Here is a 25728-nt window from a genome sequence, read left to right as displayed (position 1 = left end):
AATCGTAAAGAGGCCTCGATACCATGGCCCCTGGCCCCACTCGGGCCGGAGGTCCTGTATGGATGCCATCACGTCTGTCCTGCGCCGCTGCGAAATCTTCTCGGGCCTGTCCGACCCCGACCTGGGCCTGATCGCCAAGGCCGCCCGCCGGAGGGAAGTGCCCGCGGACACCCGCCTCTTCACCCAAGGCGACCCCCGCAAGGGCGCCACGGTCATCGCGGAGGGCCGCGTCGAGATCACCCGGGACAACGGCGACGGGCCCGAGCCCGTCGTGATCTTGGGCCCCGGCGACGTGGCCGGCGAGCAGTCCTTCCTGGCGCCCAGCCCCCACTCGGCCACGGCCACCGCGCTCACCCCGGCCGTGCTCCTGGACCTGGACCGCGAGACCGTCCTCCAGAGCCTCGGCCAGGACGGCGCCGCGGCCATCGCCGTGCTCAGCAAGGTCGCCAACGTGCTGCATCGGCGGATCCTGTACTCCGCCACCCCGCGCACCGGGCGCGAGCAGGCCTACGCCAGCGGCCAGACGCGGCGGGAATCGGACCTCCTCGGCCCCCTGGACGTGCCCGAGGACGCCCTCTTCGGCGTCCAGACCCTGCGCGCCGTCCACAACTTCCCCATCACGGGCACGCCCACCAGCCACTTCCCGGCCATGATCCGCGCCCTGGCCATGGTCAAGCAGGCGGCGGCTCGCGCCAACGCGAAGCTGGGCCTGCTGGACCTGGCCATCGCGGCGGCCATCGACCGCGCTTCGCAGGAGATCATCGACGGCCACTGGCACGGCCACTTCCCCACGGACATGGTTCAGGGCGGCGCGGGTACGTCCACCAACATGAACGCCAACGAAGTCATCGCCAACCGCGCCCTGGAGCTGCTGGGGCACAAGCGCGGCGAGTACGCCCACTGCCATCCCAACGACCACGTGAACCTGGGCCAGAGCACCAACGACGTCTACCCCACGGCCCTGCGCCTGAGCACCATCTTCATGCTGCGCAACCTGCTGGACGCCATGGAGCGCCTGAAGGCCGCCCTGCACGCCAAGGGCCACGAGTTCGCCGATGTCATCAAGATGGGCCGCACCCAGCTCCAGGACGCGGTGCCGATGACTCTGGGCCAGGAGTTCGAGGCCTTTGCCGTCACCACCGGCGAGGATATCCTGCGGCTCCAGGAGTGCGCCCGGCTCTTCCTCGAGGTGAACATGGGCGGCACGGCCATCGGCACGGGCATCTGCGCCGACCCGAGCTACCCGGAGACGGTGGTGGAGGAGCTGCGGAAGATCACGGGCCTGGAGATCGTCCTGGCCGAGAACCTCGTGGAGGCCACCCCGGACACCGGCGCCTTCGTCATGTTCTCCGGCGCCGTCAAGCGCGCCGCCGTGAAGCTCAGCAAGATGTGCAACGACCTTCGCCTGCTCAGCAGCGGCCCCCGCTGCGGCTTCGGTGAGATCAACCTGCCCCCCATGCAGCCCGGCAGCAGCATCATGCCCGGCAAGGTGAACCCGGTGATCCCCGAGGTGGTGAACCAGGTGGCCTACTCGGTCATCGGCAACGACCTGACCATCACCCTGGCGGCAGAGGCCGGCCAGCTGCAGCTCAACGTGATGGAGCCCGTGCTGGCCTACAGCCTGGCCACCAGCCTCCGCACCCTGACGGCCGCCGTGAACGTCCTCACCACCAAGTGCATCGTGGGCGTCACCGCCAACCGGGACCGCTGCCGCGACCTGGTGGAGCACAGCATCGGCATCGTCACCGCCATCATGCCGGCCATCGGCTACAAGCGGGCCACCGAGGTGGCCAAGGAGGCCCTGGAGACCGGCGTGGCCGTGCGCGAGATCATCCTCCGCAAGGCCTACCTGAGCCCCGCCGAGCTGGACGAGGCCTTCAGCCTGGAGGCCATGACCCGGCCCCGGCCCATCCGCTAGGAGCTTCCATCCCCCTGGCATGACCCTCCTTGGGGCCCCGAGGGCCCAGGCCCGGCCTGCGGGGCCCCCTCGCGGTCGGTTAAACTGGCAGCCGATCCCCACGCGATCCGTTGCCCGCTGCCCGTTGCCCGAACCTGGAGCCGCCATGTCCCTCGAAAAGAAGATCGAGATCCTGAAAGCCAAGCACGCTCAGGCCCTGGCCGGCGGCGGCGAGGCGCGGATCCAGAAGCAGCATGAGGGCGGCAAGCTCACGGCCCGGGAGCGCATTGCCGCCTTCCTGGACGAGGGCTCCTTCGAGGAGATGGACGCCCTCATGGTCCACCGGGCCTGGGGCGTGGAGAAGATTCCCGGCGACGGCGTGGTGACCGGCTTCGGCCGGGTGGATGGCCGCCCGGTGGCGGTCTTCGCCCAGGACTTCACGGTCTTCGGCGGGTCGCTCAGCGAGGCCTACGCCAAGAAGATCTGCAAGATCATGGATCTGGCCATGAAGGTGGGCTGCCCCGTCATCGGCCTCAACGACAGCGGCGGGGCCCGCATCCAGGAGGGCGTGGTGAGCCTGGGCGGCTACGCGGACATCTTCCTGCGCAACACCCTGGCCTCGGGCGTCATTCCGCAGATCAGCCTCATCATGGGCCCCTGCGCCGGCGGCGCGGTCTACAGCCCCGCCATCACGGACTTCATCACCATGGTGAAGGGCACGAGCTACATGTTCGTGACCGGGCCGGACGTCATCAAGGCCGTCACCCACGAGGAGGTCACCAAGGAGGACCTGGGCGGCGCCAGCGCCCACGCGGCCAAGTCCGGCGTGGCTCACTTCGTCACCGCCAGCGACCTGGCGGCCCTGGCTCACACCCGGGAACTGCTCTCCTTCCTGCCCAGCAACAACCTGGGCGAGGCACCCCGCCGCGCCCCGAAGCGCGAGATGCCCCTGGAGAACCCGGACCTGGACAAGGTGGTGCCCGACGATCCCGGCAAGCCCTACGACATCCGCGACATCATCCGCGGCGTGGTGGACGACGCCCACTTCTTCGAGGTGCACGAGGCCTTCGCGCCCAACCTGGTCGTGGGCTTCGCCCGCATCGACGGACGCAGTGCGGGCATCGTGGCCAACCAGCCGGCCTTCTACGCCGGCGTGCTGGACATCGCCTCGAGCGAGAAGGGCGCCCGCTTCGTGCGGTTCTGCGACGCCTTCAACATCCCGCTCATCACCTTCGAGGACGTGCCCGGCTTCCTGCCGGGCGTCACCCAGGAGCATGGCGGCATCATCCGCCACGGAGCCAAGCTGCTCTTCGCCTTCTGCGAGGCCACGGTGCCCAAGATCACCGTCATCACCCGCAAGGCCTACGGCGGCGCCTACTGCGTGATGGCCAGCAAGCACATCCGCACGGACTTCAACTTCGCCTACCCCACCGCCGAGATCGCCGTCATGGGCGCCGAGGGAGCCATGAACGTGCTGCACGGCAAGTCCATCGCCATCGCGCCGGATCCGGCGGCCCGCAAGGCGGAGCTGGTGGCCGAGTACAACGAGAAGTTCGCCAACCCCTACATCGCCGCCGAGCACGGCTTCGTGGACGAGGTCATCCTGCCCCGCGAAACCCGCCAGAAGCTGGTGAAGGCCCTGGCCTTCCTCGACACCAAGCGGGACACCATGCCCCCCAAGAAGCACGGGAACATCCCGCTCTAGGAGCCGCCATGCGCCCCATCCTCCTGGCCCTGGCCACCCTCGCCCTCGCCGCCCAGGACGAGCGGGCCTTCCTGGAATCCATGGCCCGGCTCGAGAAGCAGGACCCGGCCGGGAAGAAGGACCTGGAGGTGGGCAGCCCGCTACGCGCCGCCGCGCTGGCCATGGATCCCGCCAAGGAGCCGGAGAAGGCCCGCTACGCCGCGGCATCCTGGCTCTGGGCCACCAGCCTGATCCGGGGCCTCAACCACGGGATGGATGGATCCTACTTGAAGGCCGCGCAGGGGCAGGCCGAACTCCAGAAGGCCTGGACGCTGCTGGAGACCGTGGGCGGCGACCTGACGCGCCCCCGGAACGCCATGCGGCTGGAGCTGGCCTGGCGCCTGCTGGACCCGGTCCGGATGAAGGCCGCCTACGCGGCCGTGGCGGACCAGCCCGCCCTGAACCCCCGCGAGCTCATCCACTGCTTCTTTGTGTCGGCCCACCTGGGCGAGTGGGACGCGATGAAGCGTCATGCGCAGGCCGTCCTGGCCCAGGGCGGGAAGCTGGAGAGCCTGCATGCCTCCGCGGAGGACACGCCGGCGATGTTCGACTACGAATCGCTGCTCAAGGCCGTCGAGACTGGCCGGCCGGAACGGGTCACCGAGCCCCTGGCCGCCCGGAGCTTCCGGATCACGAAGACGCGGGTCAAGATCCGGCGCATCTCCGGCCACGACAAGACCCTCCTGAAGGAATCGGAAACCTGGCCCAGGGACTGGGTGGCCAAACCCGACCCGACGGCGCCCCTCCTCCAGGTGGGCGCCGCCGCCCACTGGGTGGAGGGCCCGGCCCTGCCCCCGGTGTCCGGGTTCATGCAGAAGGACCGCCTCTACCTCGTCGGGTACAAGATCGCCCAGGGGGATGCCCCGGAGGCCGGCCGGCAGGACCAGGCCTGGGACATGCGGCCGGACAGCGGCACTCCGGGTCGCTGGCGGGGGCTCAACACGCTCACGGTCTGGCGCGCGGGCGTGGATCCCAAAGCAGGTCCGGCCCTCCAGGTCACCTTCGATGCGGAGTGGGACCTGCGGCCCCTGGAGACCCTCCCCTAGACGCTGGACCCGGTTCGGCGCGGGACCCACCCGCGCCCTGCCTCGATCCCCAGGAGCCCCATGCGCAGTGTGTTCATCGACAGCCGCGGCACGGTCCGCAACGGCTGGAAGGTGCTCGGATTCGTGGCACTCTTCGCCCTCGCCGCCTCCGGCGCGGCCCCCCTGGCCCGGCTCTGGCCCGCCGCCTGGGGGACCCTGCTCCCGGGGCGATGGCTCGATGTCGCCCTCCTGCTCGCCGTCACCTGGCTCTGCCTCCGCGCCGAGCGGGCGTCCCTCGCCGAGGTGGGCCTCCACCCCGACAGGCGTTTCCTGCGGGGGCTCTTCGTGGGCACGGCGGGGGGCTGCCTCCTGATGTTGGCGACCGCGGGGCTCATCCGCGGGCTGGGCGGCTTCCACTGGGTCCGGACGCCCGGAACGGGGGCCGCCGACCTGGCGGCGGGAGCTTGGCTCTTCCTGGCCGTGGCCTGTTTCGAGGAGGTCCTCTTCCGCGGCTATGCCTTCCAGCGCGCCGTCCGGGGCCTGGGCTTCGGCCTCACACAGACCCTCTTCGCCCTGGCCTTCGCCCTCGTGCACTGGGGGAACCCGGGCATGACCGGGGCCACGAAAGCCTGGGCCACCCTGAACATCGCCCTGGCGGCCCTGCTCCTGGGCCTGTGCTGGAAGCGCACGGGCAGCCTGGCCCTGCCCATCGGCGTGCACCTGGGCTGGAACTGGACCCAGGGCAATCTCCTGGGCTTCGGCGTGAGTGGCACCGAGACGCCGGGCTGGTGGACGCCGGTCTTCCATGGCCGGCCGGAGTGGCTGACGGGGGGCGCCTTCGGCCTGGAGGCCAGCGCGGTCTGCGCCCTGGTCTGCGGCGCGGCCGTGCTGGGATTGTGGCGGTGGAAGGGCTGGCCTAGTGGCGATGCTTCCACTGCTTCGGCGTCTTGATCCCGGCCCCCATCACCAGCCGCATCTCGCTGGTGGGCACGAAGCCCATGCGCTGGTAGAGGCCCTCCGCCTCGATGCTCGCGTGCAGTTCCATGATCTCCAGCCCGCACTCGCGGGCCAGGTCCAGGGCCGCGTCCGTGAGGCGGGCGGCGAGGCCCTGGCGCCGGTGCGACGGCTCCGTGTAGATGTTGAAGAGGTAGCCCCGGACGGAGAGCGGCGTCACGGGCGTGGGGAGGGACTCCTTCATCAGCATGAGCACCCCGGCCACGGGCCGGCCGTCCTCCTCCATCAGGAAGCCGCGGCACTGTCCCGACACCATCCAGTTCCGGAGCAGGACGCGGAACGTCTCCGCCATGCGCCGCAGCCCGTCCTCGGAGGCTTTCTCCATGTCACGGAACAGGGCCACGCGATGGGCCACGTGAATGTCCAGGTCGGCGGTGGTGGAGGGGCGGAGGGAAGGGCTCATGCGGTCAGTGTAGGCGTTATCCTGGGCCATGCACTACGCGGCCCTGGCCTCGGGTTCCAAGGGGAACTGCCACGCCCTCTCAGAGGGAGGACGGACGTTGCTCATCGACGCGGGCATCTCCCTGCTCCAGATCCGCCGGCGCCTGGAGGCCCTGGAACTGGACTCAGGCTCCGTTCACGCCCTTGCGCTCACCCACGAGCACTCGGACCACATCGCGGCGGTGGGCGTGATCCTTCGGCGCACGGACTGGGCCATCCTGGCCACCGCCGCCACCCGCGAGGCCGTCGAGCGGATCCAGGGGATCGAGATCCCGGCCTCCCGCTGGATCGAGGTGGAGGCCGGCCGGCCCCGCGACTGGGAGGGCTGGCGCGTGCTGCCCTTCACCCTGCCCCACGATGCCGAGGATCCCGTGGCCTACCGCATCGAGGCGGGGGCAGCCGCCGCGGCCGTGGTGACCGACCTCGGCCACCCCACGGCGCTGGTGGCGGACCACCTCCAGGACCTGGACCTGCTGGTGCTGGAGGCCAACCATGACGTGGACATGCTGCGCGAGGGGGACTATCCGCCTCAGCTCAAGGCGCGCATCCTCAGCCGCGTGGGTCATCTGAGCAACGCCGCCATGGCCGAGCTGCTGGGCCGGGTCCTGTCGCCCCGCCTCAAGCAGGTCGTGCTGGCGCACCTGAGCGAATCCAACAACGATCCCGGCCTCGCCCGCTTCGCCGCGGAGGAGGTCCTCCGGGGCACCGCTGTGGCCCTGCACCTGGCCCACCAGCGGGATCCCCTCGCCCTGCCCCCGGCCGTGGCCTGAGGCCCCAAGGAGACCGATGCTTCGACGCGCCCTGGCCCACCTCCTCCTGGTCCTGCCCGCCCTGGCCCCGTCCCTGGGCGCCCAGGGGGCTCCTCCTTCCCTGCGCGAGGCCGTGGAGCGCTTCGACGCCGCGCAGGCCCAGGTGCAGACCCTTCAATGCCCCTTCACCCTGACCCTGCGGCGGGCCCTGCTGAAGACGCCCTCGGTGACGAAGGGGACCCTCTACCTGCAGGGGTCCGACTTCGTCCACTTCGCTTTCCAGCCGCCGGAGGACCTGATCCTCCATCTCACGCCCAAGGCCCTGATCTCCTACAGCCCCGAGGCCCGCGCCGGCGAGCTGATGAAGATCGGCCTCATCAAGAACGCCAACCGCAAGTTCCTGGGCCTGGGCCAGAGGCTCAGCTACTTGTCGGAGTACTTCCAGATCCAGCTCGGGGAATCCAAGGATCCCGCCGGCACCTGGCTGCTGGCCATGACGCCCCGCACCCTCTCCATGCGCAAGCGGATGCATGCCCTGAACCTCTGGGTCGACAAGGAGACCTGGCTGCCCCGGCAGGTCCAGTGGGTCGAGCGCAGCGGGGATTCCTGGCTGGTGGAGCTGGGCCCGCTCCGGATCAACCAGGCCCTGCCGGCCGCGGTGACCGGCTTCAAGCTTCCCGAGGGCATTCCCCTGAAGAGCGACTTCAGCTTCTTCGCCACCCGCAAGAAGTAGCGGTAGACTGCACAGGAGATCAGACGGGGGCCCGATGATTGTGGTTTGCTCGGCCTGCCAGGCCCGCTTCCAGTACGACGACAGCCGGTTCGGCCAAGCCCGGACCAAGCGGTTCAAGTGCCCGAAGTGTGCCCATGTCTTCGAGGTGGCGAACCCGGCGGTGCCGGCGGTTCCCGCCCCGCAGCCGGCGCCCATTCCCGCCCCCGCGCCGCCGACCCGGCCCCTGGTCATGACCGCCCCCCTTCCCGAGCAGGATCCCGCCATGGAGGCGACGCTGGCTTCCGCCCGGTCCACCGCCCGCCGGGACCGCGACTCCCTCCTGGCGGCCGCCGGCATCCAGCCCGGTGGCCTGCCCGCGGGGCTCAAGTTCAGCCTGGCCTTCCTCACGGGCCCCCAGGCCTCCACCGTTCAAGTGCTGGAGCGGCCCCTCATCGTCATCGGGCGGGAGGAGGGCGACGTCATCACCCAGGATCCCGAGACCTCCCGCCGCCACGCGTTGCTGGAGATCCGGGCGGACGGGTCGGTGTGGATCACCGACCAGGACTCCACCAACGGCACCCAGGTCAACGGCGAACGCATCACAGGTCCGGTCCAGCTCGTCAGCCAGCAGGAATTCACCTGCGGGAACAGCACCTTCATGCTGCTGGTGCGCAACACCTCCGAGTACCCGCTGCACTGAATTCCGCCATCCCACGACCTGAACCGAGCCAAGCCATGACGCCAGATCCCTACGCGCCCTATCTCCGCCAGGCGGACCAGCTGTTCGCCCAGGGCGAGATCGTCAAGGCCGGGCAGATCTGGCAGGCGATCCTCAAGCAGCAGCCCGCCCACGCCGAAGCCCGGGAACGCCTTCTGGCCGTTCGCGACCGCCTGCTGGCCCAGCGGCAGGAGGAGGAGCGGGTCGTGGCCCAGGCCGTTCCGCCCCAACCCCCCACACCCCTTCCCGAGCCGGTCCAGCCCCCGTCTCCCGCACCCCCCTCTCCCGTGCCTGCGCCCGCGCCGGCCGTGGTCACGGCGCCGCCAACCCCGCTTCCTCCACCTCCCGCCCACCCTCCCGCGCCGGCTCCGCCCGCACTGGGTCCGTCCACGCCGGTTCCGTCCACGCCGGTCGCCCCGCCGCCCCCCCCTCACGTGGAGCCCGAACGCCTGGTCATCGAGGGCTGCACGCTCTACGACATGGGCCAGGTGGCTGACGCCCTCCAGAAGTGGGAACAGGCCCTGGCCCTCGATCCCACCCAGAGCCTGGCCCTGGGCTACGCCAATGGCGCCCGCCGCGAGCTTGGGCTCCCGCCCCTGCAGGGAACGGCTCCCGCCGCTCCCGCCGAGGAGCCGGCCCCCCAGGCCGACGAGGACGTGGACAAGCTGCTTCGCGAGGCGGTGCAGCTCTACGACATGGGACTCACGGAAGAGGCCATCTCCAAGTGGGAGCACGTGCTCGCCCTGGAACCCCACCGGGAGGAGATCCGGGGGTACCTCCGCCAGGCGCGGAAGGAAGTGACCCAGGCCGCGGCCCAGCCCGCGCCGGTCCAGCCCCCACCTCCCGCACCAACCCCTGCGCTGCCCCCGGCGTCGGCCGTGAGCCCCGCCGCCCCTGCCCCGACCCCCGAGGCGGAGGCCCTGGCCCTCAAGCTCCGGCAGGCCGAGCACCTGTTGACCCTCCAGCGTCCCGATGAGGCCGCCTTCACCTATCAGCAGGCCCTCCGGCTGGCGCCCGGAAACCCCGAGGTCCTGGCGGGGCTCGAGCGCTGCCGGCGGCCCCAGCCCCGGGCCGGAACCTCCAGCTCCGGCATCAGCCTGGACCTCCCGGACCGCATCGCCATGGTGGAGGAGGAGCCCACCCTCATCGTCACCGATCCCGGCCGCGTGGAGCCTCCCGCCTCCATGACCCGGAGCGCCCCGGCCCCGCGGGAGGGCCTGAGCCTGCCGGCCCGCCTCCAGGAAGCCTCGTCCAACCTTCCCTGGCTCCGGGAGCCGAAGGTCTGGGCCATCACCGGGGGGAGCGCCCTGACGCTGACGGTGGCCCTCTACGCGATCCACTCCTACCGCAGGGACCAGGAGCTGAAGGAAGCCGTCAAGGCCGCCCGCCAGGCGGCCATCGCTCCCGTCGCCCAGCAGGCCCAGTCGCCCGACCTCACCGAAACGCCCGCTGCGATCCTCCGCGAGGGTGAGTCGGCCCTGGAGGCGGATCCGCTCCGGGCCTATTTCCGGGCCCAGTACATCCTGGCCCAGAATCCCGGCGACGCCGCCGCCGCCCAGCTGCTGGAGAAGGCCAAGGCCGCTCTGCCCGGCGGGGCCGTCGGGGCGACCCTCCCCGAATTCCAGAAGCACCTCCAGGCCGGCGATCTCGAGGCCGCGGCCAAAGTCATGGATGCGCTCCTGCGGGCCCAGCCCGACGATCCCGCCCTCCGCGCCAAGGCTGCCAGTCTGCACCTGGCCTTCTGCGCGGCCCATGCCGGCCAGGCCAAGTGGGACGCGGCCGCCGAGGATCTGCGCCAGGGCCGGGCCCTGTTCCCCAGCGACAAGTCCTGGCAGGCGCGCCTGCTCCTGCTCGAGCGCGTGAAGACCCTGCCCAAGTCGCAGCAGGCGGCCTGGCTTCCGCTGTTGGGGTAGACAGCCCCGCCGGCACATCACGGCAAGAACCGGGTCGCCCGGGGGCGCCTGCGCGCCGGATGCTGGGCCCACGGGAGCGCCCGACGCCTCCCGCCCGGGAGGTGGGCCATGCACAAGGTCGTCCGTCCAAAGATGCTGTACTTCGGGACCCCGGTGGTCCTCATCAGCACGCTGAACCCCGATGGCTCGCCCAACCTGGCGCCCATGTCCTCGGCCTGGTGGCTGGGGGACACCTGCCTGCTGGGGATGAGCAGCCGGTCGCGGACCGTGGAGAACCTCGCCCGCGAGGGAGAGTGTGTCCTCAACCTGCCTTCCCCGGCGCTGGTGGCCGCCGTGGATCGCCTGGCGCTCCTCACGGGGAGCGACCCGGTGCCGCCCTACAAGGCCGCCATGGGCTACCGGCACGAGCCACGGAAATTCGAGGCCGCGGGCCTCACCCCGGTCCCCGCGGACCTGGTGAAGCCGCCGAGGGCCCTGGAGTGCCCCGTCCACCTGGAGGCCCGGGTCCGCGGCATCCACCCGATCGGCAGCGAGGATAGCCACCTGGCCGCCATCGAGACCCAGGTCATCCGCGTCCACATCGACGAGGCCCTGATGATGCCGCGGGAAGGGGACTACATCGACCCCCAGCTCTGGCAGCCCCTGATCATGAGCTTCTGCGATTTCTTCGGCCTGGGCGGGACGCCCCTCCTGCCCTCCCGGCTGGCCCGGGCCTGGCGCCCGCCGGTGGCCTCCTGAGGCCTCGGCTCGGCAGGGGTCCGGGAAGCCTTCAGGCCGTCCTCGCCCGCTCAAAGGCGAGGATGGCCTGCTTGCGCGGGGCGCCCCAGTGGTACCGGCCCAGGGCTCCGGTGGCCTGGATCACGCGGTGGCAGGGGATGAGCCAGGCGATGGGATTCTGCCCCACGGCCGTGCCCACGGCGCGCATGGCGCCTGGGGCCCCGGACAGGGTGGCCAGGTCGCGGTACGACACGGCCTGGCCCGGTGGGATCCGGAGCAGGGCCTCCCACGTCCGGAGCTGGAAGGGCGTGCCCTTGAGAACGAGGCTGAGGGGCTGGCCCACGCCATTCCGCATGCGGGCCTCGAAGGCCTCCGCATAGAGACGGATGAGGGCCTCCCCCCGTTCCAGGCGCGCCCCCGGCCAGCGCGCCCGGAGCTCGGCCAGGGCGCCGTCCAGCCCCTCGTCCTGGAGGAAGGCCAGACCGCAGAGGCCCCGGTCCAGGGCCGCGAAGAGGGCCGGGCCGAAGGACGTCTCCGCCACCCCCCAGCGGATCGTGAGGCCCCCGGCCTGGGCCTTGTACTCCCCGGGGGTCATCCGCTCCAGGCGGAGGAAGAGGTCGTGCAGGCGGCCCGGGCCCGAGAGGCCCACCGCGTGGCTCACCTCGAGCAGGCTCCGGGACTCGGCGAGCATGCGCTTGGCCTCTGCCAGGGTCAGGACCTGGAGGAAGCGCTTGGGGCTCACCCCGGCCCACCGCTGGAAGAGCCGCTGGAAGTGGAAGGGGCTGAGGCCCACCTCCTCCGCCACCCGCTCCAGGCTCGGCTGCTCCTCCGCGTGATCGGCGAGGAAGCGGATGGCCCGCTCCACCCGGCTGTAGTCGCTGCTGGCCATGGGGACCTCCCCTGCCAGGGTGGGTCCGGGGGCGCTCCGTTCCCACCCGGATCTTGCGGGGATCAGCCCGCCACCCAGACCTCCGGCGGCACAGGGTGGCTGAGGAAGTGGGTCATGCCCTCGTTCAGGCCGTACGCGCCGGCGGTGCCAAAGGCGAGCAGGTCTCCGGCCGCCAGCTCCGGCAGGCGCACCTCGCCCAGGCGGTCCAGGCTCGTGCAGAGGGGACCAGCCAGGGTGTAGGACACGGTCCCCCCGGCCTTCCCCGAGCCCTTCTCCGCGCCCTTCTCCGCGCCCTTCCCCACGGCCTTCACCGGAAACGGCTGGCCTGTGAGCAGGGGCCGGATGAGGTGGTTGATGCCGCCCTCCAGGATGGCGAAGCGCGTGCCCCGGCTCTCCTTGAGGCGCACCACCCGGGCCAGGTAGACGCCGCAGGGGCCAGCCAGGAAGCGGCCGGGCTCCAGGATCAGCTCGCCCTTGAACCAGGCATGCCGCGCCAGCAAATCGGACAGCCCTTGTCCGAAAGTCGCCAGGTCCAGGGGCGCTTCATCGGAGGCGTAGGGCACGCCCAGGCCGCCCCCCAGGTCGATCTGCTCGAAGGCGAGCCCGTGGGCCTCATGCAGGCGCTTCGCCAGGTCCAGCACCGCGCCGTGGATGGCCTTCAGCTTGGCGGCATCCCGCTGGTTGCTGGCGGCGAAGACATGCAGACCCTTGATGCGCACGTTCGCCAGCCCCGCGGCCTTCTCGAGCAGGACCGGCACGTCCTCTTCGTCCACGCCGAAGGCCGAAGGCCCCGTGCCGCCGATGATGCGGTTGCCCTCGTCGAGGTCGAAGGCGGGATGCACGCGCAGATTCACGGCCGTCTCGCGGGTGGCCAGGGCGTCGATCCGGGCCAGGTCCTCGAAGCCCTCGGCCTGCACCCGCACCCCCATCTCCAGGGCCTTTCGAAGTTCCACCTCCCGCTTGCCCGGCCCCGCGAAGAAGGTGCGGCCCGCCGCCAGGTCCAGCGCCTCCACCCGCGCCAGTTCCCCGATGGACGCGCAGTCGAAGCTGGCGCCCAGGGCCGCGAAACACGCCAGCAGCCCCGGGTGCGGGTTGGCCTTCACCGCATAAGCGAGGCGCACCCGCGGGGGCAGCACCCCACGCAGCGTGGTGAATTGTTCCGCCGCGACGGCGGCGGAGTAGGCGAAGCAGGGCGTGCCGTGGGCCTCCGCGAGGGATCGGCACCGGGCATCGTCGAAGGCAAAAAGCATATGGGCCTCTAACCGCGGATCAGTTCTTCCAGTACGGCGCCAGCCGCCGCACGCCCTCTCGCAGCTGCTCGGGGGTGGCGGCGAAGCTGAGGCGGGCGTGGCCGCGGCCGCCTTCGCCGAAGGCCAGGCCGGGGATGAGCACCACCTTGGCCTCGTCGCGCAGCCTCAGGCAGAAGGCCACGGGATCCGCATGCGCGGCCTCGGGCAGGGCCATGAAGTGGTAGAAGGTGCCGTCCGGCGGGGCCGGCGTCTGGCCCAGTTCCTCGTGAAGAGCCGCGGCCAGAGCCTCCCAGCGCTCACCCACGGCGGCCCGGGCCTCGGCCAGCACGCTGTCCGAGTGCTCGATCAGCGCCAGCGCCGCCCACTGGGCGGGCGTGGCCGTGCCCGTCACCGCATAGCCGTGCACCGTGCGGGCCGGCACCAGCCAGGCGGGATCGCCCACAGCCCAGCCCACGCGCAGGCCCGGGGCGCCCCAGCCCTTGCTCACGGAGCTGGTCACCACGCCGCGGTCGGTGACGTCCCGCAGGCTGGGGCAGCGGGTGCCGAAGTGCAAGTCGCGGTACACCTCATCGGAGATGAGCAGCACGCCACGGGCGAGGCAGGCGTCGGCCACGCGCTTGAGCGCCTCCAGGCTCCCGCCGCCCCCCGTGGGGTTGGAGGGCAGGTTGAGGATCACGGCGGACACGTCCGGTGTGGCGTCCAGGGTGCGGATCAGCGCGTCCGCATCGAGCCGAAACCGGTCCTTCGACAGCGGATAGGGCACGACCTCGGCGCCCGCCATGAGGGCCAGGGCCGGGTAGGCCACGAAGCCGGGATCGGGCACCAGCACCTTCGTCCTTGGATCCACCCAGGCCTGGAAGAGGGAGAACAGCGCCCCCTGGGAGCCGGTGGTGATGAGCACCTCGTCCACGTGGGCGCCGTGGAAGGCGGCCACGGCCTTCCGCAGGTCGAGCAGGCCCACGTGCGGCACGTAGGGACAGGGACCTGGGTTGCGCAGCAGGGCCTTCCGGCCCACCTCGGGCAGGTCCCAGGTGGGCTCGCCCAGGCCCAGGGGGATGGCCCCGGGCGGCGTGCCGTCCGTGATGGCTCGGATGGGCGAGGGCTTCAGCAGGGATAGGCGGGAGGCGGGCTTCATGGCTTCTCTCGGTCGGGCCGGACTGGGGCTACCTCAGCGCCCGTTCCAGGGCGGTGGCCGCGTCGGTCCTGTCGTCGCGGTACTTCACGATACAGGGGGCCGATACCTGGAGTCCGTGAGCCTTGGCATAGTCGCCCGAGGCCGGGCGCGAACCCGGCACCACCACGGCGCCTTCCGGCACCTCCTGGCGCAGCTCGCGGCCATGCACCAGGTCGTAGATCACCGTGCTGCCGGTGATGACCACGCCCGAGGCCAGGACAGCCCGCTTCCGCACGACGATGCCCTCGAAGAGGCCCACGAGGCCGCCCACGAAGGCGTCGTCTTCCACCACCACGGGCCGGGCGCCCGCGGGCTCCAGCACGCCCCCGATCTGGGCGGCGGCGCTGAGGTGCACCCGCTTGCCAATCTGGGCACAGCTGCCCACCAGGGCGTGGCTGTCCACCATGGTGCCCTCGTCCACGAAGGCGCCCACGTTCACATAGGCCGGCGGCATGATCACCACGCCCTTGGCGATGTGGGCGCCGCGCCGCACGGAGGAGCCACCGGGCACGAGTCGCACGCCGTCCTCCAACCCGAAGTGGCGGGCCGGATAGGCGGTCTTGTCGAACATGGGAAAGCCGGGCCCGGGCATCTCCACGATGTTCGTCCGGCGGAAGCCGCAGAGGATGGCCTGCTTCACCCAGGGGTTGGCCTGCCAGCTGCCGTCGGGCTGCTGCTCGGCGGCCCGCACGATCCCGCTCTCCAGGGCGGAGAGAAGCACCTGGTGCATGGCCGGCGCTTCGGGATCGGCGGCCAGGTCCTCGGGGGGCCGGCTGAAGAAGCGGTGGATGGTACCGAGGTCGACGACCATCAGATCACTCCGGGGAAGGTGCCCTCGGTGGAGAGGCAGAGGGCCTCGGCCAGGCGGGTGCGCGTGGCGGCGACGGCGGGGACCAGGGGCAGGCGCAGGCCTTCCCCGCAGAGGCCCAGCATGCGGAGGGCGGCCTTCAGCGGGATGGGGTTGCTCTCGAGGAACAGGGCGTCCATGAGGGGCAGCAGCTGCTGGTGGAGGCGGAGGGCCTCCTTGCGATCCCCCCGACGGGCGGCGGCGACCAGGGCCGCGGTCTCCCGGGGCAGCGCGTTCCCAAGCACCGAGATCAGGCCCGAGGCCCCCACGGCGATGGAGGCCACGGCCAGGTTGTCGTCGCCCGACAGCAGGACCTTCCCCTTGGGCAGCTGGCGGACGATTTCCGCGATCTGCGCCAGGTTGCCGCTGCTCTCCTTCACGGCCACCACTTGGGGGTTCTCCCAGAGGCGCGCCAGAACCGGCGGAGTCACGTTCAGCCCGGTGCGGCCCGGCACGTTGTAGGCGATGATCGGCAGCCCTGGCGCAGCCTCGGCCACGGCGGCGAAGTGGGCCACGAGGCCGTCCGGCGTGGGCTTGTTGTAGTAGGGCGTCACCACCAGGGCCCCCTGGGCGCCGAGAGCCTGGGCCCGCTTCGTCATCGCCGCGGCCTGGCGCGTGGCGTTGTGGCCCGTGCCCACCACCACCGGGCGGCCCCCGGCCTCCTCGAGGCAGGCCGAGATGATGGCGTCCCGCTCGGCGTCGAGGATGGTGGCGGCCTCGCCCGTGGAGCCCAGGGGCACGAGGAAGTCCGCGCCGCCGGCCGCCACGTGGCGCACCAGCTTGCGGTAGGCGGGCAGGTCCACCTCGCCCGAGGCCGTGAACGGCGTGGCCAGGGCGACGGCAAGGCCGGAGAGGTCGAGGGTCATGGTCTGTCTCCAAACACAAAGAGGGGGTCGAGCAGATCGGCGGCGAGGTCGTCCATGGTGAAGACGCCCTTGCGGCCATGGAGCCACTGGGCGGCCGCCAGGGCGCCCTGCGCGAAGGGTACGCGGGAGCGGGCCCGGTGCGTGAGCTCCAGCACCTCGGCCGGGGCGTCCAGGCCCACGGTGTGTGTGCCGAACTCGGCGCCGGCCCGCACCACGCCCAGGCTCAGCTGGTGGGCCGCCGGGGCGCCAAGGGTCCACTCGGTCTTGCGGGGGCAGCCGGCCATCAGGGCCGCCGCCAGGGTCTTGGCGGTACCCGACGGCGCATCGGCCTTGAGGCGGTGGTGATGCTCCGCCAGGTAGGGATCCCGGGCGGGATCCAGGGCGGCGAAGCGGCCCAGCACGGTGGCCATCCGGGCCATCAGGGCCACCGCCAGGGAGAAGTTCGAGGCGGTCAGCACGCCGATTCGGCCGGCGACCCGGGCCTCGAGATCGGGCATGGACCAGCCGGTGGTGCCGATCACCAGGTCCGTGCCTGTCTCCAGGGCCCAGGCCAGGTGCGCCTCCACGGCCTCGGCCACACTGGCATCGATGACCACATTGGCCACGCCGGCCCCGGCGTCCGGGGTCTCGCCCCGGCCGGCGTGCCAGGCCAGGGCCGGCCCGGCCTCGGCGGCGATGGCCGAGCCCAGGCGGCCCTTCCCGAAGAGCCCGAGGCGGAGCGTCACGGCGCCCCTCCCACCAGCACTTTGTGGAGGCGGCGCAGGGCCTCGTCGCCCTGCTCCCGGCGCACCACGAGGCTCAGGTTGATCTCGTTGGCGCCCATGCTGATCATCTCCACGTTGATGTCGCCCAGGGCCGAGAGCAGGCGCGCGCCCAGGCCCGGCGTGGACTTGAGGCGCTCGCCCACGGCGGCGATGATGGCCCGGTTCTCGTTCACCTCCACCGTGGCGAAGGCCGAGAGGTCCTTGATGAGGGCCTTCAGGGGCATGTCCGCCTCCACCGTGAGGGAGACGCTCACCTCGGCGGTGGCCACCAGGTCGACGCTCACGCCGCGCCGCCCGAACACCTCGAAGAGGCGGGCCAGGAAGCCGCTCTGGGCCAGCATGCGGGAGCTGCTCACCGTGAGCACCGTCACGGGGCCGCGGCTGGCCAGGGCCGTGATGGGCCGGCCCGTGCGGACCTCGGCGGAGATGGTGGTGAAGCGGCCCTCTGGCTTCTGGGTGTGCCGCACCGTGACGGGAATGCGCGCTTCCACGGCGGGCTGGATGGTGGCCGGGTGGAGCACCTTGGCGCCGAAGGCCGCCAGCTCGGCGGCCTCCGCGAAGCTCAGCTCAGGGATGGGCAGGGCCTCGGGGACGATGCGGGGATCGCAGGTGAGCACGCCTTCCACGTCCGTCCAGATCTGGACCTCGGCCGCCCCCAGGGCCGCGCCGAAGAGTGCGGCCGAGAAGTCACTGCCGCCGCGGCCAAGGGTAGTGGTGAGGCCGTCCTCGGTGGCGCCGATGTAGCCCTGGGTGATGACGGAGCGGCCGGGCCCCACGCGGGGCTTCAGATGGGCCTCGGCCAGGGCCCGGATGGCTTCCGGCTGGGGCGTGGCCTCGCCGAAGGTGGCGTCGGTGCGGAGCACCGTCCGGGCATCCACCCAGGCGCCGTCCACGAAGGCCGCGAAGATCCGCGTGGACAGCCGCTCGCCGATGGAGGCGATGGCGTCCATGCTGCGGGGGCTCAGCTCGCGCAGCATGGCGACGCCGCGGAGCAGCAGCTCCAGCTCTCCGAAGAGCTCCGTCAGGTCCGCATCCAGCGCCTCGGGCACCTCCCCCGCGAAGAGGTCCTCCGCGGCCTTGCGGTGATGGGTCATCAGCTTCCGCTGCCGCTCCATGGCGCCGCCCAGGTCCCCGGCCTCCGCGGTCTTGGCGGCATCGAAGAGCCCGTTGGTGGTCTTGCCCATGGCCGAGAGAACCACCAGGGGCGACTGGGGAAGGGCCGCCTTCACGAGCGTCGCCACCTGCCGCATGCAGGCCGCGTCGGCCACGCTGCTTCCGCCGAACTTGAGGACGATCATCGGAGGTACCCCTTCGCGTGCGCCAGTTCGGCATTCAGGATGCTGCCGCCGGCCGCCCCTCGCTCAGTGTTGTGGCCAAGGAGCGCGAACTTCACGCCCAGGATGGGGCAGGGCCGCAGGCGGCCCACGTGGACGCTCATGCCCTCGTCCTTCTCCACGTCGCGGCGCACCTGGGGGCGGTCCTCCAGGGTATGGACGTGGATGGGCACCGCCGGCGCGGAGAAGAGCTTGAGCTGCTGGGGTTCCGGCCGCCAGTTCAGCCAGGCGTCGCGCACGGCCTCCAGGGACGGGTTGCCCTTCAGCTTCACGCTCACGGCCTCCGTGTGGCCTTCGATGACGGGGACGCGGTGGCAGAGGGCGCTCACCAGCATGGGCGCCAGCTCCACCTCCTTGCCCGTGAAGCGGCCCAGCATCTTCGGGGTCTCCTCCTCCACCTTCGGCTCCTCGTTGCGGATGAAGGGGATGACGTTGCCCAGGATGTCCAGGCTGGCCACGCCGGGATAGCCGGCGCCGCTGATGGCCTGCATGGAGGTCATCAGCACGGCCTCGATGCCGAAGGCCCGCTGCAGGGGCGCGAGCGCCATCACCAGCACCGTGGCCGTGCAGTTGGCGTTGGTGACGATCCCGCCGCTCCAGCCGTGGTGGTGGCGCTGCACGTCCAGCAGGCCCAGATGGTCCGCGTTGACCTCGGGCACCAGCAGCGGGACCTCCGGCGACATGCGGAACGCCGCGGCGTTGGAGAAAACCATGGCCCCGGCCCGGGCGAACTCGGGCTCCAGCTCCTTGGCCGGGCCCGTGTCCAGGGCGCTGAAGATCACGGGCGAGAGGGCGAACTCCGGCGTGCCCTCGGCCATGACCTGGTCGCCCAGGCCGCCGTAGGGTTCGCCGTCCAGGCGCCAGGCGCAGGCATCGCGGTAGCGCTTGCCCGCGCTGCGCTCGCTGGCGGCCAGGTGCTCCACGCGGAAGAGGGGATGGTTGGCCAGCCGGCGCACGAAGCGCTGGCCGACGACGCCAGTGGCGCCCAGGACGGTGACGGGGATTTTGGCGGTCATGGTTCAGTCTCCCAGGAAGTGCAAGGCCAATCGGTGGTTGAGCGCCACGCCCGCCTCGAGGTCGGCGAGGCTGAGGCGTTCCTCCAGGGTGTGCGCCACGCGGATGCTGCCGGGCCCCGCCAGCACCACGGTGCGGTCGGGCACCAGGGCCCGCAGGGTGGGGGCGTCGGAGCCGAAGGGCATGGGGGCCCGCTCGAAGCCGGGGATCTCGGGATAGCGGTCCGGCGGCTCGTCCAGCGTGAGGGCCAGGGAGCCCTCGGGCGGCGCCAGGCGCCGGGCCTCGTCCACGAAGGTGCTCCCGGGCAGGGTGCGGATCATGAGCCGGGCTTCTCCCGCCGCAGGCACCGAATTGAGGGCCTCGCCCGCGCGGAGGATGCCCAGGTTCCAGACCTCTGGGCCCAGGGCCGGGTCCACGGGTCGCGGCTGGGCGCGCAGGCGCTGGAGCCAGTCCAGCAGGGGCCAGGCGGCGTCGTGGCCCAGCTCCGGGCTGCCGCTGTGGGCGGCCCGGCCCGCGCAACGGAGGTGCAGGTGCTGGGCCCCGCGCTGGCCCGTGGCCAGCTTCAGGTCCGTGGGTTCGCCGTTGATGAGTACGCGCAGGTCGCGGAGCCGGTCCGCCAGACCCAGGGCCGCCGTGGCCCCGGCACTGTCCGTCTCTTCGCCCACCACCCCCAGCCAGGCCAGGCCTTCGCGGCCCTCGGCCAGAAGCGTCTTCACGGCGCCGAGCTGCGCGGCGATCTGGCCCTTGGCATCGCAGGCCCCGCGGCCGTGGAAGACCTCGCCCTCCAGGCGCAGCGGCAGGTGGGGCGGCACCGTGTCCAGATGGGTAGAGAAGAGGACCTTCGGCCGGCCCCAGGTGGCCAGCACGTTGGTGCGGCCTTCGGCCACGGGCTGCTCCACCACCGTGGCGCCGAGCTCCCGGAGGAGCTCCCGCAGCTCCGGCAGGCCCGCGTCCTCCTGGCCCGAGGTCGTCTCGCGCGCGCAGAGCCGCTGGAGGCTGCCGGTGAGCCAGCTTCGGAGATCAGCGGGGGTGGCGTTCATGGAAACCTCGGCGGGCCGACGGTGCCATTAGGAACGCGGGGGGAAGGATCCCACCGCCGCGCCTCAGGCCCTCCGCGCCGGGTGACCGGCACGACAGCCGCCGGGCTTTCGCCTCGACGTCCAGGGGCCGCGCCGATGAGTCGCGAACCCTTCGGCGATCCTCCCCTTTCCCACCGGGTCATCGGGTTCATCGCCCTCGCCGCCGGTACTGATGGGGACCGCTCCTCCATCGGAACCTCCACCTTCCCACGCCGGGCCCCCCTTCCGCAACCCGCTAACGGATGTCGGCCAGCAGGCCCTCGCCCCGGGGCCAGGGGCCGTGGCCCGAGGCCAGGTTCAGGTGCCCGCAGGGTCCCAGGTCCACCAGCCGGGCCCCCCAATCCGAGGCCAGGGTGTGTGCCCGGGCCGGGGCCAGGAAGGGATCATCCGACGAGGCGGCCAGGATGGCCGGGAAGGGCAGCCGCTGACGGGGGATCGGCGCGAAGCCCCGCAGAACCGGCAGCACGTCCGGACGCTCCACATCCGAAGGGGCCGCCAGGAGAGCCCCGCGGATCTCACGGTCATGGTCCTTGGCCCAGTGGATGATCGCCAGGCAGCCCAGCGAGTGCCCCACGAGGATGGGCGGTTCTGTGCAACCGGCGATGGCCTCGTCCAGGGCCTCCACCCAGTCCACCTTGTGGGGGAACTCCCAGTTGGGCATCTCCACCCGCTTCGCGTCCCTCAGGCTGCCCTCCCACAGGCTCTGCCAATGGCCGGGGCCCGAGTTCTGATAGCCGGGGACGATCAGGATGGCGGCCATGGATCACCGTGGGATGGCTCCATGGGACGCCCACTGGAGCCGGAGTTCAAGCCCTCCTTGGGGCCCGCGCGGGCACCAGGGCGTCCGCCAGCTGGCGCACGTAGCCGCTGAGGTCCGTCACTTCCTTCACCGCCTTGGGCGTGGCCCGCAGGAGCTGGAAGTAGCCCGCGTAGGCGGCGTAGGCCAGCAGGGCCCGCTGGCGCGCCTCCGTTTCCGTCAGCCCCAGCGCCATGAAGGCCTCGGCGCCGAAGGCCAGGCGGCGCTCCGTGGCGCGACGGAGGAAGGGCGCCACCCTGGGATCTTCTCCAGAGAGCGCCAGGGCCGCGAAGAAGAGACCGTTCTCCACGTCCTCGAAGGCCGCGAAGAGCAGGACCCGCAGGCGCCGCCGCGGGTCGGCGATGCCCCCATAGCGGCTCACCACATCCGCGCTCTGGTCCTGCTCCCAGTCCGCCAGGGCCGCCTTGATGAGGGCGTCCCGGCTGTCGAAGTGCCAGTAGAAGCTGCCCTTCGTGACCCCCAGCCCCTGGGCCAGCGGCTCCACCGCCACGGCCGACACGCCCTCCCGGATGATCAGGGCCTGGGCCGCCTTCACCCAGGCCTCGGGGGACAGGGGTTCAGTGAGTCGGCGGGGCTTCTTGCGGGGAGCGGGCATGGCGGCCTTGACAGGTGACCGGGCCAGCTTACCATACCATACCGTATGGCATCCATACGCATGCGTATTGAACGCCACCCCCAAGGAGTTCCAATGTCCCGCCGTCCCTTCATCGCCGCTGCCCTGGCCCTCATGGCCTTCCTCGGCTGCAACACGCCGGAGACCCACGTGCGCCGCAGCAGCCTCATGGACTACCTCTACCCCAAACAGAAGGCCGCACCGATGCCCGATCCCGCCGGGGCCCGCCTCAAGCTGCCCCTGAAGCTGGGCGTGGCCTTCGTCCCCGGCGGCTCGGCCTCCTGGCGCGTCCAGAACCTCATGGCTCCTGGCCAGGAGAAGCAGCTTCTGGACGTGGTGAAGCGAAGCTTCCAGGACCGCCCCTGGATCTCGGAGATCAAGCTCATCCCCAGCGCCTACCTCCGGGCGGGCGGCGGCTTCGAGAACATGGACCAGGTGGCCCGGATGTACGGGGTGGACGTGATGGCCCTGGTGAGCGTGGACCAGGTGCAGAACACGGATCCCCGCTGGTACAGCTTCACCTACCTCTCCATCGTGGGCGCCTACGTGCTGCCCGGCGACGCCAACGACACGAACACGCTCATCGACGCCGCGGTCTACGATGTGGCCAGCCACACCTTCCTGCTGCGCGCGCCCGGCCAGAGCCAGGTCAAGGGCAGCTCCACCTGGGCCTACCGCGAGAAGCAGCTCCGCGAGCACTCGGCGAAGGGCCTGGAGCTGGCCATGACCGATCTGGCCAAGAACCTCGACGCCGAGGTGGGCGCCTTCAAGGCCGAGGTGGCCCGGGGCGAGCGCAAGGACGTGGACGTGGTGGACCGCCAGGGTGTGTCCCTGCGCCAGAGCGGCGGTCGCAACTTCGGCGGCAGCACGAGCTGGATCGAGGTCCTGGGCGCCTTGGCCCTGCTCGGCTTCGCCCTGCGGCTCCGGCGGGCCTGATGGACGTCCTCACCCTCACCGCCGAGGCCCTGCGGGAGCCCTGGCGCCTCTGGACGGGGCACCTGGTCCACTTCGGCTGGGAGCACGCGCTGGCGAACGCTGTGGCCCTGGCCGTGCCCTGGATCCTGGTTGCCCCCCGTGACCGGCGGCGGCTGGCCCTCGGGACGCTCATCCTCCCGCCCCTGCTGAGCGTGCTGCTGCTGCCCTCCCTGGGCGGTGGCGAGTACCGGGGCGCCTCAGGCCTGGCCTGTGCCCTCTGGGCCCTGGTGGGCCTGCGGCTGGCCGTCCGGAATGAGTCCGCCCTGGGCCTGATGATGCTGGCGGGCCTTCTCGTCAAGCTGGCCGCGGAGACGGTCGTTGGCGGGGGGGTCTTGTTGCGCGCGGGTGGCTGGTCCACCCTGCCCGCCGCCCACCTCTGGGGCTCGGGACTGGGCCTGGCGGCGGCCCTGCCGGTCCAGGCGTGCATCCGGCACTTCCACCCGCGCCGAACCTGAGGCGGGGCCGGGGTACACTGGAGGCTCGGAGCGCCCCATGTCCCTCGTCATCGCCGGCAAGACCTTCAGCAACCGCCTCGTCCTCGGCACGGGCAAGTACAAGGACTTCGCCACCATGCAGGCCTGCTACCGGGCCGCTCGGGTGGAGATGGTCACCCTGGCCGTGCGCCGCTTCGATTTGAACGCCAAGGGCGAGGACAACATCCTCACCTGGATCCCCAAGGACATCACCCTCCTGCCCAACACCGCCGGCTGCTACACCCGCGAGGAGGCCCTGCGCGTGGCCCGCCTGGCCCGCGAGGCCCTGAACACCCCGTGGGTGAAGCTGGAGGTCATCGGCGACCAGAAGTCGCTCTACCCCGACAACGAGGAGACCCTGGAAGCCGCGAAGATCCTCGTGAAAGAGGGCTTCACGGTGCTGCCCTACGTGAACGCCGATCCCATCCTGGCCAAGAAGCTCTGCGACGCGGGCTGCGCCGCCGTCATGCCCCTGGGCAGCGCCATCGGCTCGGGCCTGGGCGTGCAGAACCCCATGACGCTCCTGCTCATCAAGGAGGTCGTGGAGGCCTACCAGCTGCCCATGATCGTGGACGCCGGCGTGGGCACGGCTTCGGACGCCACGCTGGCCATGGAGCTGGGCGCCGACGGCGTGCTGCTCAACACCGCCGTGGCCGAGGCCGGCGAGCCCACCAAGATGGCCCAGGCCATGGACCACGCCGTGCAGGCCGGCCGCCTGGCCTTCGAGAGCGGCCGCATGCCCAAGCGCCTCTACGCCAGCGCCAGCAGTCCCGTGGCGGGCGTCGTGGGCCGCTAGGATCAGCTTTCAGGTTCGCGGTCGCAATGGAGTCAGAGGCCGGCGCGGCGGAGCGCGCTCACGGGCCCGGGTTCGGGTTGTTGGGCAGCGACGGGATCGCGCTCAGGTACTCATAGATGGCCGTCAGGTCGCGATCGGTCATCTTGCCGAAGGCTGGCCACGGCATCACCTGGAGAATTTGGGGACGACCCGATGCCGGACTCCAATCCGGGTCGACGCCGGTATGCATGAGGTTCAGGAATTCGCTCAAGCTCAAGCCAGCCGGGCGTCCCGTGCTGTCCGGCGTCAAGTTGCGCGAGGTGAACGGCCCGAACTGTCGACCTCCCGTCAAGTACTGGGCGCTGTTCACGAGCTCCGACTGACCGGCAAAGGGGTCGCCGCCGGGCAGGTACGAGGGGTGCGTATGGCAGTCGTTGCAGCCGGACGTGTTCACGATGTAGCTGCCCAATCCGACCAGCGCGCGGTTGCGGCCCTGGAGGTTGAGCGTCACGCCCGGCGGTACGATGGCGAAGCCGCGCGCAACCTGGCTCTCGCCTTGTTCGCCAGCCGCCTGGCCCGAAGCCGGCACGCAAATCCCAATGCCGATCGCCAAGGCGGCGGCCAGTGCGAAGCGCCCGAGCATGCGGCTGGTGCCCGATGGGGTGGTAAGGCTTGGAGTCTGGCTCACGGCGTTCTCCTCTGAGCTGGATCACTTATCGAAAAATCAACCTCCATGCCGTAAATATGCATGTTTTTTCAATATAGGTGTATTGAGTCTCAGTGCAACTTAATGCGGCGCGATGAACCGTGGGTTGGCATGGCCCAGGAACTTGACCATCACGGCAAGGCTGTTGGTGTCCGCCACATGGGTCGGCCCTCCCGGTGAAAAGGCACCACGAGAAAGCCACCTGCGGTGGCGAAGGCGAATGCACGCCCTAGCGGGTCTCCGGCCAAGCCCTCCGCAGGTCCTCCGCGAAGGTCCCCATGGCCTCGGCCAGGGGTGATTCCTTCCGCCACGCCAGCACCAGGGTGCGTCCAGGCACCGGCCGGCCGAAGGGGCGCAGAATCAGCGGCGCGCGGCTCGCCTCCACCGGGATGCAGAGGCCGGGCAGCAGGGTGAGGCCCAGGCCTGCGGCCACCATCTGCACCAGGGTGGGCAGGCTGGAGGCCCGGAAGTCCACCTCCCGCGCCCCGGCCTCCCCGCAGAAGGCCAGGGCCTGGCCCCGAAGGCAGTGGCCGTCCTCCAGCAGCAGGAGGGGCTGGCCCTCCAGGTCCCGGAGGCTCACCTGCGTCTTCCGGGCCGCGGGATGGTGGAGGGGCGCCGCCAGCAGGAAGGGGTCCTCCCGCAGGGGCGTGCGCACCAGGTCGCCCAGGTCCGCCCCCTCCGCCAGGATGGCCGCCTCCAGGCCTCCGGCGGCCAGCTCCGCCAGCAGGACGGGCGTGCGCTCCTCCCGGAGCTTCAGGCGCAGATCCGGGTGGGCGGCGGTCACGGCGGGCAGCACCTCCGGCAGCAGGTAGGGCGCCACCGTGGGGATGACCCCCAGGCGCCAGGTGCCCTGGAAGGGATCCCGCCAGGCCTGGGCCGAGGCCAGGAGGTCCTGGGCCTCCCGCAGGATGCGGCGGGCCCGGGCCACCACCGCCCCGCCCGCGGGCGTGAGGAGCACCCGGCGGTGGTCCCGCTCGAAGAGGCGCAGGCCCAGCGTGGCCTCGATCTGCTGGATCTGGGCGCTGAGGGAGGGCTGGGAGACGTGGACGCGCTCCGCAGCCCGATGGAAGCCCAGGGTGTCCGCCAGGGCCACCAGGTACTCCAGCTGCCGGAGGGAGAGGTCGGAAGGGCGCGCCATCGAGGGCGAGCATGGCAGCCTCGATTGGCCTCGCCAAGGTCCGGAGAAGGCGCCGATAGCCCTGTACTATCAAGGCGATCCGGA

Annotated in this window: 26 protein-coding genes and 1 riboswitch; of the genes, 12 read left to right on the top strand and 14 right to left on the bottom strand. The window is 71.4% G+C overall.

Going from position 1 to position 25728, the window contains the following annotated elements; translation table 11 throughout:
• Window positions 1-58: 58 nt before the first annotated feature.
• The 4 genes from ML539_RS08245 to ML539_RS08230 all read left to right on the top strand — a co-directional run bounded on the left by ML539_RS08245 (window position 59) and on the right by ML539_RS08230 (window position 5617).
• A complete protein-coding gene (locus ML539_RS08245; protein ID WP_243322435.1) occupies window positions 59-1918 on the top strand; it encodes an aspartate ammonia-lyase in 1860 nt (619 codons plus the stop codon).
• Between the two features lie 145 nt (window positions 1919-2063).
• Window positions 2064-3602 carry an acyl-CoA carboxylase subunit beta gene (locus ML539_RS08240; RefSeq protein WP_243322434.1) on the top strand — a complete coding sequence of 513 codons (1539 nt, stop codon included), beginning with the start codon at window positions 2064-2066 and terminating at the stop codon, window positions 3600-3602.
• 8 nt (window positions 3603-3610) lie between these two features.
• Window positions 3611-4687, top strand: a complete 1077-nt coding sequence (locus tag ML539_RS08235) for a hypothetical protein (RefSeq protein WP_243322432.1) — start codon at window positions 3611-3613, stop codon at window positions 4685-4687.
• Between the two features lie 60 nt (window positions 4688-4747).
• Window positions 4748-5617, top strand: coding sequence for a CPBP family intramembrane glutamic endopeptidase (locus tag ML539_RS08230; RefSeq protein WP_243322431.1), 870 nt, complete (start codon window positions 4748-4750; stop codon window positions 5615-5617).
• Here the strand turns inward: ML539_RS08230 and ML539_RS08225 are convergent.
• The gene (locus ML539_RS08225; protein ID WP_243322429.1) at window positions 5583-6083 is read right to left on the bottom strand and encodes a GNAT family N-acetyltransferase; all 501 of its coding nucleotides are present in this window, start codon (window positions 6081-6083) and stop codon (window positions 5583-5585) included. The two genes, ML539_RS08230 and ML539_RS08225, sit on opposite strands and share 35 nt — an antisense overlap.
• Window positions 6084-6111: 28 nt before the next feature.
• On the opposite strand from ML539_RS08225, the gene ML539_RS08220 reads away from it, so the two are divergent.
• From ML539_RS08220 to ML539_RS08200, 5 genes are all read left to right on the top strand, one after another.
• Window positions 6112-6891, top strand: a complete 780-nt coding sequence (locus ML539_RS08220; protein ID WP_243322427.1) for an MBL fold metallo-hydrolase — start codon at window positions 6112-6114, stop codon at window positions 6889-6891.
• A gap of 16 nt (window positions 6892-6907) precedes the next feature.
• Window positions 6908-7603: an outer membrane lipoprotein carrier protein LolA gene (locus ML539_RS08215; protein ID WP_243322426.1), complete on the top strand. Its 696-nt coding sequence runs from the start codon at window positions 6908-6910 to the stop codon at window positions 7601-7603.
• A gap of 34 nt (window positions 7604-7637) precedes the next feature.
• On the top strand, window positions 7638-8282 hold the full coding sequence (locus ML539_RS08210) for an FHA domain-containing protein (protein WP_243322424.1): 645 nt from the start codon (window positions 7638-7640) through the stop codon (window positions 8280-8282).
• Between the two features lie 35 nt (window positions 8283-8317).
• The gene (locus tag ML539_RS08205) at window positions 8318-10213 is read left to right on the top strand and encodes a hypothetical protein (protein WP_243322423.1); all 1896 of its coding nucleotides are present in this window, start codon (window positions 8318-8320) and stop codon (window positions 10211-10213) included.
• A gap of 108 nt (window positions 10214-10321) precedes the next feature.
• Window positions 10322-10951: a flavin reductase family protein gene (locus ML539_RS08200; RefSeq protein ID WP_243322421.1), complete on the top strand. Its 630-nt coding sequence runs from the start codon at window positions 10322-10324 to the stop codon at window positions 10949-10951.
• Window positions 10952-10982: 31 nt separating this feature from the next.
• On the opposite strand, the gene ML539_RS08195 is transcribed toward ML539_RS08200, so the two are convergent.
• The 11 genes from ML539_RS08195 to ML539_RS08145 form a co-directional block, all read right to left on the bottom strand.
• Window positions 10983-11819 (bottom strand): methylated-DNA--[protein]-cysteine S-methyltransferase, encoded by an 837-nt coding sequence (locus tag ML539_RS08195; RefSeq protein WP_243322419.1) that lies wholly within the window; start codon window positions 11817-11819, stop codon window positions 10983-10985.
• A gap of 62 nt (window positions 11820-11881) precedes the next feature.
• The gene (locus tag ML539_RS08190) at window positions 11882-13069 is read right to left on the bottom strand and encodes a hypothetical protein (RefSeq protein WP_243322417.1); all 1188 of its coding nucleotides are present in this window, start codon (window positions 13067-13069) and stop codon (window positions 11882-11884) included.
• 19 nt (window positions 13070-13088) lie between these two features.
• A complete protein-coding gene (locus ML539_RS08185; RefSeq protein WP_243322416.1) occupies window positions 13089-14204 on the bottom strand; it encodes a pyridoxal phosphate-dependent aminotransferase in 1116 nt (371 codons plus the stop codon).
• Window positions 14205-14232: 28 nt separating this feature from the next.
• Window positions 14233-15054 (bottom strand): 2,3,4,5-tetrahydropyridine-2,6-dicarboxylate N-succinyltransferase, encoded by an 822-nt coding sequence (locus ML539_RS08180; RefSeq protein WP_243322414.1) that lies wholly within the window; start codon window positions 15052-15054, stop codon window positions 14233-14235.
• Window positions 15054-15956, bottom strand: a complete 903-nt coding sequence (gene dapA / locus ML539_RS08175; protein WP_243322413.1) for a 4-hydroxy-tetrahydrodipicolinate synthase — start codon at window positions 15954-15956, stop codon at window positions 15054-15056. Before dapA ends, ML539_RS08180 begins: the two co-directional genes overlap by 1 nt.
• Entirely contained in the window at window positions 15953-16681 is a 729-nt protein-coding gene (locus ML539_RS08170) for a dihydrodipicolinate reductase C-terminal domain-containing protein (RefSeq protein ID WP_243322410.1), read from the bottom strand. The genes dapA and ML539_RS08170 overlap by 4 nt, the downstream gene beginning before the upstream one ends.
• Entirely contained in the window at window positions 16678-18018 is a 1341-nt protein-coding gene (gene lysC / locus ML539_RS08165) for a lysine-sensitive aspartokinase 3 (RefSeq protein ID WP_243322408.1), read from the bottom strand. Before lysC ends, ML539_RS08170 begins: the two co-directional genes overlap by 4 nt.
• Window positions 18015-19070, bottom strand: a complete 1056-nt coding sequence (gene asd / locus ML539_RS08160; protein ID WP_243322407.1) for an aspartate-semialdehyde dehydrogenase — start codon at window positions 19068-19070, stop codon at window positions 18015-18017. Before asd ends, lysC begins: the two co-directional genes overlap by 4 nt.
• A 3-nt stretch (window positions 19071-19073) precedes the next feature.
• On the bottom strand, window positions 19074-20108 hold the full coding sequence (locus tag ML539_RS08155) for a M20/M25/M40 family metallo-hydrolase (protein ID WP_243322404.1): 1035 nt from the start codon (window positions 20106-20108) through the stop codon (window positions 19074-19076).
• Between the two features lie 61 nt (window positions 20109-20169).
• Window positions 20170-20345: riboswitch (Lysine riboswitch) on the bottom strand.
• 37 nt (window positions 20346-20382) lie between these two features.
• The gene (locus ML539_RS08150; RefSeq protein WP_243322402.1) at window positions 20383-20907 is read right to left on the bottom strand and encodes an alpha/beta fold hydrolase; all 525 of its coding nucleotides are present in this window, start codon (window positions 20905-20907) and stop codon (window positions 20383-20385) included.
• A gap of 46 nt (window positions 20908-20953) precedes the next feature.
• Window positions 20954-21559 carry a TetR/AcrR family transcriptional regulator gene (locus tag ML539_RS08145; protein WP_243322400.1) on the bottom strand — a complete coding sequence of 202 codons (606 nt, stop codon included), beginning with the start codon at window positions 21557-21559 and terminating at the stop codon, window positions 20954-20956.
• A 93-nt stretch (window positions 21560-21652) separates the two neighbouring features.
• On the opposite strand from ML539_RS08145, the gene rhlP reads away from it, so the two are divergent.
• From rhlP to ML539_RS08130, 3 genes are read left to right on the top strand one after another with little or no spacing between them, the layout of a single operon-like run.
• A complete protein-coding gene (gene rhlP / locus ML539_RS08140) occupies window positions 21653-22513 on the top strand; it encodes a rhombotarget lipoprotein (protein WP_243322398.1) in 861 nt (286 codons plus the stop codon).
• Window positions 22513-23007 carry a rhomboid family intramembrane serine protease gene (locus tag ML539_RS08135; RefSeq protein ID WP_243322396.1) on the top strand — a complete coding sequence of 165 codons (495 nt, stop codon included), beginning with the start codon at window positions 22513-22515 and terminating at the stop codon, window positions 23005-23007. Before rhlP ends, ML539_RS08135 begins: the two co-directional genes overlap by 1 nt.
• Before the next feature lie 37 nt (window positions 23008-23044).
• Complete coding sequence (locus tag ML539_RS08130; protein ID WP_243322393.1) at window positions 23045-23821, top strand: thiazole synthase; 777 nt, start codon at window positions 23045-23047, stop codon at window positions 23819-23821.
• Window positions 23822-23879: 58 nt separating this feature from the next.
• Here the strand turns inward: ML539_RS08130 and ML539_RS08125 are convergent, their stop codons facing one another.
• A complete protein-coding gene (locus ML539_RS08125) occupies window positions 23880-24488 on the bottom strand; it encodes a hypothetical protein (protein ID WP_243322392.1) in 609 nt (202 codons plus the stop codon).
• 247 nt (window positions 24489-24735) lie between these two features.
• On the bottom strand, window positions 24736-25644 hold the full coding sequence (locus ML539_RS08120) for a LysR substrate-binding domain-containing protein (RefSeq protein WP_243322390.1): 909 nt from the start codon (window positions 25642-25644) through the stop codon (window positions 24736-24738).
• Window positions 25645-25728 lie beyond the last annotated feature (84 nt).

The sequence above is a fragment of the Geothrix sp. SG200 genome, from assembly GCF_022808935.1.
Taxonomy (GTDB): Bacteria; Acidobacteriota; Holophagae; order Holophagales; family Holophagaceae; genus Geothrix; species Geothrix alkalitolerans.
This window is presented reverse-complemented; position numbering and strand designations above follow the sequence as displayed.